The sequence below is a fragment of the Streptomyces sp. NBC_00442 genome, from assembly GCF_036014195.1.
GTDB lineage: Bacteria > Actinomycetota > Actinomycetes > Streptomycetales > Streptomycetaceae > Streptomyces.
This window is the reverse complement of the sequence record NZ_CP107918.1, coordinates 4,777,882-4,791,063: the sequence shown is the minus strand read 5'-3', so window position 1 is coordinate 4,791,063 and position 13,182 is coordinate 4,777,882. Positions and strand designations below refer to the sequence as shown.

Genomic DNA, 13,182 nt, shown 5'->3' with positions numbered 1-13,182 from the left:
TAGCCGTACGCCCGCCACGGCCGACCGTACGCCCCTCACGCCCCCGGGCGCCGACGGGCCCGTACGCCTTCCGCCCCGGGCGCCGACGATCCCGTACGCCTCTCACGCCAGGGGCGCTCGCCCCCGGAGCCCCGCGCGCTCAGCGCAGCGCGTCGGCGACTTCCTTGGCCGCGTCCACGACGCGCGGGCCGACCCGTTCGGGCACCGCGTCGGCAAGCATGACGACACCCACGCTGCCCTCTATTCCGGTCACGCCGACCAGCGGGGCGGCGGCTCCGCTCGCGCCGGCTTCGAGTTCGCCGTGGGTGAGGGTGAAGCCGGGCTCACCGAGGCCCCCGCTCTGCCGGGCCGAGAGGATCGCCCGGCCGGCGGCGCCCTTGTCCAAGGGGTGACGGAAACCGGCCCGGTAGGCGACGTGGTAGTCCGTCCAGGTCGGCTCGACCACGGCGACGGCGAGCGCGTCCGACCCGTCGACGAGCGTGAGGTGGGCGGTGGCGCCTATGTCCTCGGCGAGCGAGCGCAGCGCGGGCAGCGCCGCCTCGCGGACCAGCGGATGCACCTGGCGGCCGAGCCGCAGCACCCCGAGCCCGACCCGGGCGCGGCCGCCCAGGTCGCGGCGGACGAGGGTGTGCTGCTCCAGGGTCGCGAGCAGGCGGTAGACGACCGTGCGGTTGACGCCGAGTTTGTTGGACAACTCGGTGACCGTCAGGCCGTGGTCGGTGTCGGCGAGCAGCTTGAGGACACGTAGTCCCCGGTCGAGCGTCTGGGAGGTCTCCGCGGTCACGACCCACTCCTTAAATGGCGAGTCGCGGCGGCACTCTCACGTGGTTCGCGACACCGGTCCCATCGGCATCGCGCGCAGAGCCCGCCGGCGAGGCCAAGGCACCGGCTGCGCTCCGCGGCGACGCTGCCACGGGGCGTTTTGCATGGCCGGGACAGTAGCGAGCGGACACCGCTCAGCGGAAGACCTCGTCCAGAATCCGGGCGCGAGCAGAATTCGGAGCCCTGCGGAATGGGCGGAACGGACCCGACGGATGGACAAATAAACGCCGGAAGCGCTGAATTTGATCCCTGTTCGATCACCTTCGGGACCTAAGTCCGTATCACCGGGGACCTTGGGCGAGCACGACAGATTTGCCGGGACATTACCGTGGCAGTGGTTCGAGGGGCGTCCGTGGGGGCCGGTCCTCGTACACATCCGATCCCGTGGGCCTTGCCCCCCGGGGTCCTGCGGGGCCCGGCAGCACGCGCCGGGCCCCGCTCACGTTCCCCACCGCCCCGCGCGCCGGCGCTACTTCATGCGGGTGGCCCACTCCTGGACCTTCTTGATCCGCTCGCGGAGCTGCCCGGCCGACGCCTCGGCGCTCGGCGGGCCGCCGCACACCCGGCGCAGCTCGGTGTGGATGACACCGTGCGGCTTGCCGCTCTGGTGGACGTACGCGCCGACCATCGTGTTGAGCGACTTGCGCAGTTCGAGCAGTTCCTTGTGCGAAACGACGGGGCGCCGCTCGGCGGGCATTTCGAGCAGGTCCGCCTGGTCGGCCGGCTTCTGGCGGCTGTGCGCGATCTGCCGGGCCTGCCGCTTCTGGAGCAACATCTGCACCTGGTCGGGTTCGAGGAGCCCGGGAATGCCGAGATAGTCCTGCTCCTCCTCGCTTCCCGGGTGGGCCTGCATGCCGAATTCGGCGCCGTTGTACATGACGCGGTCGAAGACGGCGTCGGATTCGAGGGCCTCGAAGGGCAGCATGTCCTGCTCGCCCGTGTCCTCGTCCTCCTGCTTGTTCGCGTCGTCCATTTCCTGTTCGGACTCGGCGTACGGGTCTTCCTCGCCCTCCTTCTTCGGCTTGTCGAGCACGTGGTCGCGCTCGACCTCCATCTCATTGGCGAAGGCGAGGAGCATCGGAATGGTGGGAACGAAAACGGAAGCGGTCTCACCGCGCCTGCGCGATCGCACGAAACGGCCGACGGCCTGCGCGAAGAAGAGCGGGGTCGAAATGGTGGTGGCGTACACGCCGACGGCCAGGCGCGGCACGTCGACGCCTTCCGAAACCATGCGGACGGCGACCATCCACCGGTCGTCGCTTTCGCTGAATTCGTCGATCCGCTTCGAGGCTCCGGTGTCGTCGGAAAGCACGACCGTCGCCTTGGAGCCGGTGATCTCGCGGATCAGTTTGGCGTAGGCGCGGGCGGAGTCCTGGTCGGACGCGATGACGAGCGCTCCGGCGTCCGGGATGGCCTTCCTGACCTCGGTCAGGCGCTGGTCGGCGGCGCGCAGCACGTTGGGCATCCAGTCGCCGCGCGGGTCGAGCGCGGTGCGCCAGGCCTGCGAAATGGCGTCCTTGGTCATGGGCTCACCGAGCCGGGCCGCGATCTCGTCGCCGGCCTTGGTGCGCCAGCGCATGTTGCCGCTGTAGCTCATGAATATGACCGGCCGCACGACGCCGTCGGCCAGCGCGTTGCCGTAGCCGTACGTGTAGTCGGCGGAGGAACGCCGGATCCCGTCGTTGCCCTCCTCGTACGTGACGAACGGGATCGGGTTGGTGTCGGAGCGGAAGGGGGTGCCGGTGAGCGCGAGCCGCCGGGTGGCGGGGTCGAACGCCTCCAGGCACGCCTCGCCCCAGGACTTGGAGTCACCGGCGTGGTGGATCTCGTCCAGGATCACCAGGGTCTTGCGCTGCTCGCACCGGTTGCGGTGCAGCATCGGGCGCACGCCGACACCGGCGTAGGTGACGGCCACGCCGTGGTACTCGCGGTTCAGCGGGCCGGCGCTGTACTCCGGGTCGAGCTTGATGCCGACGCGGGCCGCCGCGTCGGCCCACTGCTTCTTGAGGTGCTCGGTCGGCGCGACGACGGTGATCTGCTGCACCACGTGGTGGTGCAGCAGCCACGACGCGAGCGTCAGCGCGAAGGTCGTCTTGCCGGCGCCGGGCGTCGCGACGGCGAGGAAGTCGCGCGGCTGCTCCTGGACGTACCTCTCCAGGGCGCCCTGCTGCCAGGCACGCAGCTTGTTGGCGGTGCCCCAGGGGGCCCGGCCGGGGAAGGCGGGTGAGAGGTGGTGGGAGGCGGTAGTAGTCACGGTCTCCGGTTCGGGTCTCTCGGTGTACGGGATCTCGGGCATCCGGGCCGCGGGGCCCGGCGGGCTGTTGCTGAGGCGGGGTCGGGAACACCGGCTCTTACGTACGACAACCGGGCCACCCTACCGGCGCGGGGTGCGGGGGCCGGCGGAACGTCTCGCGGCGGGGCGCCGGTGAGAGCGGGCTCACAACCCACCCCGGGGCTCCGCCCCAGCCCCCGACGCGTTTTCCCACCCTCCCCCAAGCTCTTAATGAGCAGGGGGGACCCCCATCCCGTGCGGCTACTTGAGGGCCTCGGCTCCCTGGGGCTCCGCCCCAGACCCCGTTTCGCGCCTGAAGGGCGCTCATCCTCAATCTCCCCCAAGGCCTTGAGGGCCAGGGGGGACCCCCATGACGGACTGAGGATGCCCATGCCGCCCGGCACCGAGCAGCTAAGGGGCGCGGGGCTGTAACATCGCGCGGCTCCGCCGCGGCGGGCGCGAGCCGTCCGGCGCCGGGTGCCCCACAGGGGCGCGGGGAACTGCGCGGGACGCGGGCACGGTCCGCAGACGAAAGCGGGGTTAGGGGCGCGGGGAACTGCGCGATCAGCCGTCCACGGCCCGCGGGCGAAAGCGGGGTTTTCAGGGGCGCGGGGAACTGCGCGAGTAAGCGGGCACGGTCCGCACACGAACCGGGGTTTTCAGGGGCGCGGGGAACTGCGCGGGACGCGGGCACGGTCCGCAGACGAAAGCGGGGTTAGGGGCGCGGGGAACTGCGCGAGCAACCACGCACGGTCCGCACCCGAAGGCCGGTTTCAGGGGCGCGGGGAACTGCGCGAACGGGTCCCACCGGCCCGCACCCGAAAGCGAACCGGGTTCACGGACGCGAGAAACCCGGCGCCGCCCCGGCCGACCCGTCCGCGGGGTCTGGGGCACAGCCCCAGGAACCCACTTCAACCCACCCCGCCCCCGGAGGGTTTAGGGAAGGGGCGGGGTGGGGCCCACCTCCCTGACCCGGAGCGCCACCCACACCCCGCCCACCGCCACCACCCCCATCGGCAGAAACACCACCAAAAACGCCCCCGGGTGCGCCCCCGCAACCCCCGCGGCCCCCGCCACCGCCCCACCCCCCAGCGCCGCAAACCCCGCCCCACCCGCCGCGAGCAGCAACACGTTGGACAGCCCGTCCGAGATCTGGAGCGCCGCGGAGTTCGCCCCCGCCTCGTGCGGCGCCGAAAGCTTGAGGAGCAGCACGCTCGTCGAGGTGATGACCATGCCCATGCCGAAGCACCCCACGCCCCACGCGACGGCCACCACCCACACCGGCACCGCCGCGACGAGCACGCTCGGCGCGGCCACGATCGCGAGGGCGACCTGGATCATCCCGGTCACCATCAGCCGCTCCCGGTGCGCCTCCATCCGGGGCCGCGCCTGGACGTAGGAGCCCAGCGCCCACGTGGCCCCGCCGACGGCGAGCGAGAGACCGGCCATCGTGGGGGTCAGTCCGCGCTGGGTGACGAGCATCAGCGGCACGAAGGACTCCGCCGCGATGAACGACCCCGCGGCGATCCCCCGCAGCAGCACCACCGCCGGCAGCCCCCGCTCCGCCCGCCACGTGCCGTGCGGCAGCAGAGCGCGCCGTCCGGTGACCGCGGGTCCGAGCAGGGCCACGCCGGCCGCGAACGGCAGCACGGACAGCCACCTCAGGTCCTGCCCCGCGTACTGCAACAGCCCCGCCCCGACCGAGATCCCGAGCGCCAGCTTGATCCGGCGCCGGTCGAGGGGTTCGGCGGGCGCCGTCGGATCGGCGGGGCCGGACGCCATGCGCCGCGTCGCGGGCAGCGCGAGCGCCAACGGGAACACCACGAGCACCGGGATCCCGATGAACACCCAACGCCAGCCCAGCTGTTCGGTGACCGTCCCCGCGACGAGCGGCCCGACCACGGAGGGCACGACCCAGCCCGCCGCGAACGCCGCCATGATCGTCGGCTGGAGCCGGGCGGGGTAGGCCCGCCCCATGACGACGTACAGCGCGACGATGACCAGACCTCCGCCGAGCCCCTGCACGGCACGTCCCGCGATGAACGTCCACATGTTCAGCGCGGTCCCGGACAGCAGCAGCCCCGCCGCGAACCCGCTGATCCCTACGCCGAGCGCCCCGAGCGGCCCGCGCCGGTCGGCCCACTGCCCCGCGACGACCATCCCGAACAGGCTCGTCGTGAAGTACGCGGAGAAGGCGAACGCGTACAGCGACACCCCGCCGAGTTCCCGCGCCGCGACGGGCATCGCCGTACCCACGGCGGTCGCCTCGAACGCGATGAGCAGCACGACGGTGATGATCCCGAAACTCAGCGCGCGGCGCTCACGCCCGAGGATCCCGCCCGCACCGCCGTCTCCGGCACCACCGGCCTCGCCGGAGGGGAGATCGACGAGGGCGGCGTCGGACGGTTCAAGGGCGCTCATCCGCCCAGCGTAAGGGCCATAAGGGCCACTGACCCCTGTCGAAAGACGGATCCCGCCCTAGTCCGATGGACGGAGACACCGCCGGCTGGACGGAGACACCGCCGGCCACCCACACCTGCCCATGCCCTTCCGTGAACGCCACATGGCAGTCGCATTGCAGCCCGCCCCCTCCCCTTCCCCGGCCGGCACCCCAGCCCCTACGGTCGTCACAACGCACCAACACATGGCCGTGTGCCCGAGTGGCTCAGGGACTCGCCTGCAAAGCGAGTTACGCGGGTTCGATTCCCGCCACGGCCTCCAACTGCTTGATTCGTGCGCGCACTTGAGTTTTTGCTGCGCGAACCGCACGTACTTGCTTGAGCAGGCCGGCCAGGACCTCTCGGGTGCGGGGCGTGTCCGGGGCCCGGCCTGCCGAGGATGTCCCACTCGACATATCTCTCCGACGGAGGCAGCGAGAGCCCCCTCGGAAGGTCAGGGCGCTCGCACAGGAAGATGGCGGCGTTCGCGTGCGACCGGCGCCATTCGTCCTCGAAGGCCATGCCAACTCCCCGTACAGGCCGGATCTTTGCATCAGCCAACCAGATCCGCCGGACAGGCCCTAGCCCTGCACCACCGCCGCCTGCGGCCTGATCGGGAGGCGGTTGACCGGGCGGCCGGTCGCGGCGCGGACCGCGGAGGCGATCGCGGCCGGGGAGGTGACGACCGGGACGGCGCTCGCGGCCTTCGCACCGAAGGGGGCGACCACGTCGCGTTCCTCGACGAGCTTCACGATGCGGATGTCTGGGGCGTCCAGGGCGGTCGGCAGGGCATAGCCCGTGAGGTCGGGGTGGCGGATCCGGCCGCGCGAGGTGCGCAGGTTCTCGGTGAGGGCGGCACCCACGCCCTGGGTCACTCCGGCCTCGATGCGGGCCGCGAGCCGGCGGGGGTTGAGGACACGGCCGACGTCCTGTGCCACGGCGAGTTCGACGACGCGGACCGAGCCGAGCTCGATGTCGACGTCGACGACCGCGCGGATCGCACAGAACGCCAGGCCCACGAACGCGTCGCCCTGGCCCGTCTCGTCGAGCGGCTCGGTGGGGTGCGGGCGGCACTGGGCCGTGGCCCACAGTTCCTTGCCGTCCATGGCCTCGGTGACGGTGGTCGACAGGACACCGTCGTACGAGGTGATCTTGCCGTCGGCGATCTGGAGCAGCTCCGTGGACATCCCGAACTTGTGCGCCAGGGGCTGGAGCAGCTGGGTGCGGACCATCTTGGCCGCGCGCTCGACCGCGCCGCCGGACACCCAGGTGTGGCGGCCGTGGGTGGCGGGACCCGCCGGGGGCTGGTCGGTGTCGACCGGCGCCACGTGCACTTCCTCGATACCCAGGGTCTCCTGGACGATCTGGCGGGCGAGCGTGGTGAAGCCCTGGCCGGTCTCGACGGCCGCGCAGATGACGGTGGCGACGCCGTCGTGGACCTTGACCGTGGCCGTGGAGACCTCGTCGGTGCCCTCGGCGCCGAGCATGTGGACCATGCCGAGCGCGTAGCCGACTCCGCGTCGCACCGCGTCCGGCTCACCCGCGCCCTCCGGACCGCCCGGCAGCAGCCAGTCGTCCTCGGGGGCGTCCTTCGGCAGCACCGGCAGCGGGAAGTCCTTTACTGCGCTGAGGAGTTCGGCCACCGGGGCCGGGCACGTCACCGTCTGGCCGGTGGGCAGCAGATCGCCCGTCGCGAGCACGTTGCGCATCCGCAGATCGGCCGGGTCGATGCCCAACTTCGCTGCCAGCTTGTCCATTTGGCCTTCGTAGGCCGCGCACACCTGCATCGCGCCCTCGCCCCGGACGTGTCCGGACGGCGGGTTGTTGGTGCGCACCGCCCAGCCCTCGACGAAGGCGTGCGGCACGACGTACGGACCGCAGGCGAACGCGACGGCCGCGGCGAGGGATTCGGACGAGGCCTCGGCGTAGGCCCCCGCGTCGAGCAGGATCTGTGCCTCGACCTTGACCAGGCGGCCCTCTGCGTCCGCGTGATGGCGGTAGCGCAGCAGGGTGGGGTGGCGGTGGGCGTGGCCGAGGAAGGACTCCTCGCGGGTGGCGGCCAGCTTGACCGGGCAGCCGGTCCTCAACGCCAGCAGCCCCAGCGGGAGTTGGAAGCCGAGGTCCTCGCGGTCGCCGGTCGCGCCGGGCACGCCGGTGACGACGACCTTGACGCGGTCCGGCTCAAGACCGAAGCAGGCGGCGGCCAGGTCGCGGTCGCTGTGCGGGTCGGTGGAAGCGGTGTAGAGCTCCACGCCGCCGTCGGGGCGCGGCACGGCGAGGCCCGCCTCGGCGCCGATCGGGGCCGGGTCCTGGCGGCCGATCCGGTACAGCCCCTCGACGACGACCTCTCCGGTCACGTCGGGGTCGCCGTACTGGAGCGGGATGTGCCGGATCAAGTTGCCGTCGGGGTGCAGCGGTTCGGCCGCGAACGCCTTCTCCGGGTCGGTGACCGGTTCGAGCACCTCGTACTCGACGGCGATCGCCGCGGCCGCCAGGCGCGCGGTGTCCGGGTGGTCGGCGGCCACGGCGGCGATGGGCTCGCCGTGGTGGCGTACGAACTCGGCCGCGAACACGGGGCGGTCGGCGATGCGCCGGCCGAACGCCGGGTCGCCCGGCACGTCGGCGTGGGTCACCACGGCCCGTACGCCCGGCATGGCGGCGGCGGCCGTGGTGTCGATGGAGACGATGCGTGCGGACGCGTGCGGGGCGCGCAGCACGGCCGCCCACAGCAGGCCCTCGGCCCACAGGTCGGCCGCGTAGGGGAAGGTGCCCTCGGTCTTGGCCCGCGCGTCGACGGGCGCGAGCGACGCGCCGATCCCGTGCGCGGGCGGCTGCTGCTCCGGCCCCGCCACCGAGGTGGCGCCTTCGACCGTCGCGGTGGCTGCGTCGTTGCTCACGCCATGCCTCCGTCGTGCGTGTGCGGGGGCTTGGCGCTGCCGGCCCCGGGGGGTGCCTGGTGCGGAATGCGGGCCTCTTCGGCCAGGGCTCCGGCCGCCTCGCGGCCCGCCACGACGTCCTTCACGGCGTCGAGCACGCCGCGGTAGCCGGAGCAGCGGCACAGGTTGCCGCAGAGCGCCTGACGCGTTTCGAGCTCGGTGGGCGCGTGGTTGCCTTCGAGCAGGTCGTGCACGGTCATCGCCATGCCGGGGATGCAGAAGCCGCACTGCACGGCCCCGCTCTCGGCCAGGGCCCGCTGCACGTCGGAGGGTTCGCCGTCGGAGGCGAGCCCCTCGACAGTACGGACCTCGCTGCCGGCCGTGGTCGCGGCGGGCACCAGGCAGGAGGCGACGAGCCGCCCGTCCACCTGGACGTTGCACGCCCCGCACTCGCCCTGCGAACAGCCGTCCTTGGCGCCCGCGAGCCCGAGCCGCTCGCGCAGCACGTAGAGCAACGACTCCCCCACCCAGGCCTCGGTGACGGGCCGGTCGGCGCCGTTCACGCGCAGCACGTAGGAGGCGCGGGGGTGCTCCAGGTCGTGCCCCGGGGCGACGGCCGCGGCTTCGGGGGCCGGGAGTACGTCGGGTACGTCGGGTAGGCCAGGTGCATCGAGAAGGTCAGGTGCATCGCGTACGTCGGATTCGCCGGCCGGGGCGGAGGGGTCCGGGGCGGGCTCGGCGACGGGCTCAACGGCCGCGACGGGCTCAACGGCCTCGACGGCGACGGACTCGTCCGGGAGCGGCTCGGGGGCGGGGGCCTCCGGCGCGTCCGGCACAGCAGGTGCTGCCGATGCTTCCTGTGCTTCCTGTGCCTCAGCTGCTCGGGGCGCGTCCGGGGGCCCGGCGGGGTCGGCCGTGCCCGGCGCATGCTCCGGCGTGAAGCCATCGGGCTCGGGCTCGCGCTCGGGATCGGCAACAGGAACGGGATCGGGCACGGACGCGTGCTCCGACACGGGGCCGTGCTCCGGAGTGGGCTCCGGCGCGGGCTCCGGGAACTGGTTGGCCCAGGGCGCCGGGGCGCCGCCCGGGAGGGTGGCGGGTGGGGTCGAACCCCACTGCTCGATCAGCGACGACGTGGTGAACTCGCCCGATTCTTCGGGGAGTTCATCCCGGACGACCGGGATCGTCCACTGGCCGGTACCCGCGAGGGAGGGCTCGTCGGCGAAGTTCCACTGGGCCGTGGTGGACGGGTCGTGGGCAGGCTGGGTCGCAGTGGCCGGCACCGGCGCGGGCGCGGGGGGCTCCGGCCACACGACGGTCTGCGCGCCGGGCGCGGGGTCGCCCTCGGACGCGCCGGGCGCATCCTGGCCGGGGCCGGTCAGTTCGGTCGGGATGCGCCAGACACCGGTCGCGCCGGGGTCCGTGGCAGCGGCCGGGGTGAGCGGCACGATCATCGGCGGTACGTAGCCGTGGCCGGGCGCCGCGAGCGGGGCGCCGCTCATCAGGTCCATGTCCGGGGGCAGCTGGACGAACGCCGTCGCGTCGGGCTCGTACTCGCCGCCGTGCGGAACCGGCTCCCAGGCACCGTGCCGGGACGCCTGGCCGTAACCGTAACCATGCCCTTGGCCGGGCCCGTGATCGTACGTGCGCTCCGGCTCGTGCGTGCGCTCCGGCTCGTGCTCGCGCTCGGGCTCGTGCTCGTGCTCGTTGTTGCGGTCGGTCACGACAGCGCCCTCCCCAGTGCTCGTCGGGCCAACGCGGCGACGGTGCGCCGCAGATGCAGTACGGCGGGCGAGAGGGGCGGGGGCGGTGAGCCGTCCGCGGGTGGCGCCGGGTCCGGGATGCAGGCGGCGGCCACGTACTCACCGAACGCGCCGAGCGCCTCCGGGGCGAGGGCCGCGCGCTCGCCGTCCCAGTCGATGAGCGAGGCGATCCAGTGCTCGGCTTCGAGGGGGCGCAGGGGCATCGGCGCGATCGCGCCGACCGCACAGCGCACTCCGCGGCGGGCCGGATCGAGGACGACGGCGACCGACGCGGTGGCGCGGCCGGGGCCGGTGCGGCCGGTGGCCTTGAGGAAAACTTGGGGCGCGTGCAGCAGCGGCACCCGGACATAACCGATCAACTCGGCCGGGGCGAGCATGTCCCGGCCGGCCAGCAGGTGCGACACGGGGATCTCGCGCCGGGCGCCGTCGCGGCCCGCGATGACGAGGGTGGCTTCGAGCGCGGCGAGCACGGGCAGCGCGTCACCGGTGGGGGCGGCGGAGGCGATGTTGCCGCCGAGCGTGCCCGCGTTGCGGATCTGCGGGGGGCCCGCGGCGCGCGCGGCCGCGGCGAGCGCCGGAATGAGCGCCGCGAAGTCCGGGCGCCCCATGCGGGCATGAGTGAGACCGGCGCCCAGCAGGGCGTGGCCGTCCTGGTACTGCCAGCCGCGGATCTCGTTGATCCGGCCGAGTCCGACGAGTCCCGCGGGGCGCAGCAGGCCCCGGTTCACCGCCGCCATCAGATCGGTGCCGCCCGCCACGGGCACGGCGGCAGGCATGGCCGCGAGCGCCGCCACGGCCTCGTCCAGTGAGGCAGGCAGCGTCACCGACTGCGCCGCCTGCGGTGCGTGCGTGGTCAACCCAGCTGCCCCTTCCCGGTGTCCCGGCCGTACGACTGTGCCGTCTGTGGCCACCTGCTGATGGCCGTACCGTACGTGCTCACAGCCCGGACGTGGCAACTCTGGCACATCTTCCGTGCCGCCCGACGGGAGGGTCCACGAAGCGCGCTTCCGTCCCCGACCTGGGGAATGTTCCGGTTTCGCAAGCCTTGTACGACTTATGCGGTACGCCTCGTTCCGCACACCGGGTGTTGGTCACAGCGGTCTTCCTCGCAGCCGGTCGCGGCCGGGCGGCCGTGCCCCGGGGCCACGGTCCCAGGGAGAGGGCCGCCCGGCGGCCACGTTGGGCACGGGCTCACCTGTTTGGGGGCGCCCCCTCGATCGGGCGTCCGAGCACGCCGGGGCGCTGCTGCCACGGCAACGGGCCGGTCGGCGGGCGGTAGTCGACGCCGAGCGCGTCAAGGCGCTTGTAGTGGACGGCCATTCGCCGTTCGAAATCGGCGAAGTCGCGGTGGGCCGGGGCGGGCAGCGCGCTCCAGGCGACTTCGGCGAAGGCGGCGAGGCGCGGGAACGTCTGGTAGTCGACGCGGGACTGGTTCTCCATCACCTCGGTCCACACGTTGGCCTGGGTGCCCAGGATGTGGGCGGCGGCCTCGGGGCCGAGCTGTGGCGGAACGGGCTCGAACCGGTAGACGTCCTCAAGGGTGCGGACGAACCCGATGGGCACGGGCTCGTCGGCGCCCGCGGCCTGCCGGTGGTCCAAGTACACGTACTGCTCGGGGCACATCACCACGTCGTGTCCGGCCTCGGCGGCGGCGATCCCGGCGCCGTAGCCCCGCCAGGACGAGACGGCGGCGCCGGGTGCGAGGCCGCCCTCCAGGATCTCGTCCCAGCCGATGAGGCGCCGCCCGCGGGCGCTCAGCCAGGCGTCGAAGTGCCGGATGATCCAGGACTGGAGCTCGTTCTCGCCCGCGAGCCCGAGTTCACGGATCCGCTCCTGCGCGACGTCCGACTTCTGCCACTGCTCCTTGGGGCACTCGTCCCCACCGATGTGGATGAACGGCGAGACGTCCTCGGGAAACAGATCCAGCACCTCCTCCAGCACCCCTTCGTAGAAGCGGAGGGTGTTGTCCGTGGGGGCGAGTACGTTCGGATTGACGCCCCAGGTGTCCCAGACGGAGAGGGAGGCGGTGTCGACGACGTCGGTGTTGCCGAGGTCGGGGTACGCGGCGATGGCGGCCTGCGAGTGGCCCGGGAGGTCGATCTCGGGGACGACGCGGATGTGCCGTTCGGCCGCGTACGCGACGATCTCGCGGATGTCGTCCTGGGTGTAGTAACCCCCGTGCGGCTTCTCGTCCCACAGCGGCGATGCGCGATGCCCCCACTTCGTACGACCGCGCCACGCGCCGACGTCGGTGAGCCGGGGATAACGCTTGATCTCGATCCGCCACCCCTGGTCGTCGGTGAGGTGGAAGTGGAAGACGTTGAGCTTGTGGGCGGCGATGAGGTCGAGGTAGCGCAGCACGCCGTCCTTCGGCATGAAGTGCCGTGCCACGTCGAGCATGAGCCCGCGCCAGGCGAACCGGGGTGCGTCCTCGATGGTGACCGGGGGCAGCGGCCAGTGCTGTCCGCGCTGGCCGCTCTGTCCGCGCTGGCCGCTCTGTTCGCTCTGTCCGCTGCGCAGCGGGGCCTTGCGGAAGGCGTCGGGGCCGAGTAGTTGGCGGAGCGTCTGCATGCCGCGGAACACGCCGGCGGGGGTGCCGCCCTCGATGAGCACGGCGACGTCTTCGAGGGAGCGGTCGGTCGAGAGCCGGTAGCCCTCGGGGCCGTGCCGCCCGGCGATGTCGGGGCTGACCCGCAGCACAACCCGATCGGCCCCACCGGGTCCACTACTTCCCTCGCCCCCATCCACCCCATCCACCCCATCCACCAGCCCGAGCCCGGTCGCGGCGCCGACCGTACTTCGCAGGAGGGCGGCGAGGGGGTGGGTGTCGGGGGTGGTGTGGAGGGTGGTGGAGGGGGTGAGGGCGGGGGTGGGGGTGGGGGTGGGGGTGGGAGTGGAGCTGAGAGCGCCCGTGGAGGTGGGGGTGGCGTGGATGGAGGAGGGGGTGGGGATGAGGGTGTTGCTGTCCATTGGGGTTGGGTTCCTTGGGTGTTGTGAGGGTGCTGGTGGGT

At 72.8% G+C, this 13,182-nt stretch carries 7 protein-coding genes and 1 tRNA gene; 1 reads left to right on the top strand and 7 read right to left on the bottom strand.

Annotated elements, in window-relative coordinates:
- Positions 1 to 139: 139 nt before the first annotated feature.
- The 3 genes from OG432_RS21350 to OG432_RS21340 form a co-directional block, all read right to left on the bottom strand.
- Entirely contained in the window at positions 140 to 784 is a 645-nt protein-coding gene (locus OG432_RS21350; RefSeq protein WP_328312555.1) for an IclR family transcriptional regulator, read from the bottom strand.
- A 507-nt stretch (positions 785 to 1,291) separates the two neighbouring features.
- Positions 1,292 to 3,118: a DEAD/DEAH box helicase gene (locus OG432_RS21345; protein ID WP_443058428.1), complete on the bottom strand. Its 1,827-nt coding sequence runs from the start codon at positions 3,116 to 3,118 to the stop codon at positions 1,292 to 1,294.
- A gap of 912 nt (positions 3,119 to 4,030) precedes the next feature.
- Positions 4,031 to 5,515 carry an MFS transporter gene (locus OG432_RS21340; protein WP_328312553.1) on the bottom strand — a complete coding sequence of 495 codons (1,485 nt, stop codon included), beginning with the start codon at positions 5,513 to 5,515 and terminating at the stop codon, positions 4,031 to 4,033.
- Between the two features lie 225 nt (positions 5,516 to 5,740).
- Between OG432_RS21340 and OG432_RS21335 the strand changes: the two genes are divergently transcribed.
- A tRNA-Cys gene (locus OG432_RS21335) sits at positions 5,741 to 5,815 on the top strand.
- Between the two features lie 298 nt (positions 5,816 to 6,113).
- Here the strand turns inward: OG432_RS21335 and OG432_RS21330 are convergent.
- From OG432_RS21330 to OG432_RS21315, 4 genes are all read right to left on the bottom strand, one after another.
- A complete protein-coding gene (locus OG432_RS21330) occupies positions 6,114 to 8,429 on the bottom strand; it encodes a xanthine dehydrogenase family protein molybdopterin-binding subunit (RefSeq protein WP_328312552.1) in 2,316 nt (771 codons plus the stop codon).
- Positions 8,426 to 10,132: a 2Fe-2S iron-sulfur cluster-binding protein gene (locus tag OG432_RS21325; protein ID WP_328312551.1), complete on the bottom strand. Its 1,707-nt coding sequence runs from the start codon at positions 10,130 to 10,132 to the stop codon at positions 8,426 to 8,428. Before OG432_RS21325 ends, OG432_RS21330 begins: the two co-directional genes overlap by 4 nt.
- Positions 10,129 to 11,028 (bottom strand): FAD binding domain-containing protein, encoded by a 900-nt coding sequence (locus OG432_RS21320; RefSeq protein ID WP_328312550.1) that lies wholly within the window; start codon positions 11,026 to 11,028, stop codon positions 10,129 to 10,131. Before OG432_RS21320 ends, OG432_RS21325 begins: the two co-directional genes overlap by 4 nt.
- Positions 11,029 to 11,362: 334 nt before the next feature.
- Complete coding sequence (locus tag OG432_RS21315; protein WP_328312549.1) at positions 11,363 to 13,141, bottom strand: beta-N-acetylhexosaminidase; 1,779 nt, start codon at positions 13,139 to 13,141, stop codon at positions 11,363 to 11,365.
- Positions 13,142 to 13,182 lie beyond the last annotated feature (41 nt).

Coding starts and splice junctions, on each gene's coding strand:
- OG432_RS21345 (WP_443058428.1), bottom strand. CDS start 3,118: ATGCCCGAGATCCCGTACACCGAGAGACCCGAACCGGAGACCGTGACT.
- OG432_RS21340 (WP_328312553.1), bottom strand. CDS start 5,515: ATGAGCGCCCTTGAACCGTCCGACGCCGCCCTCGTCGATCTCCCCTCC.
- OG432_RS21315 (WP_328312549.1), bottom strand. CDS start 13,141: ATGGACAGCAACACCCTCATCCCCACCCCCTCCTCCATCCACGCCACC.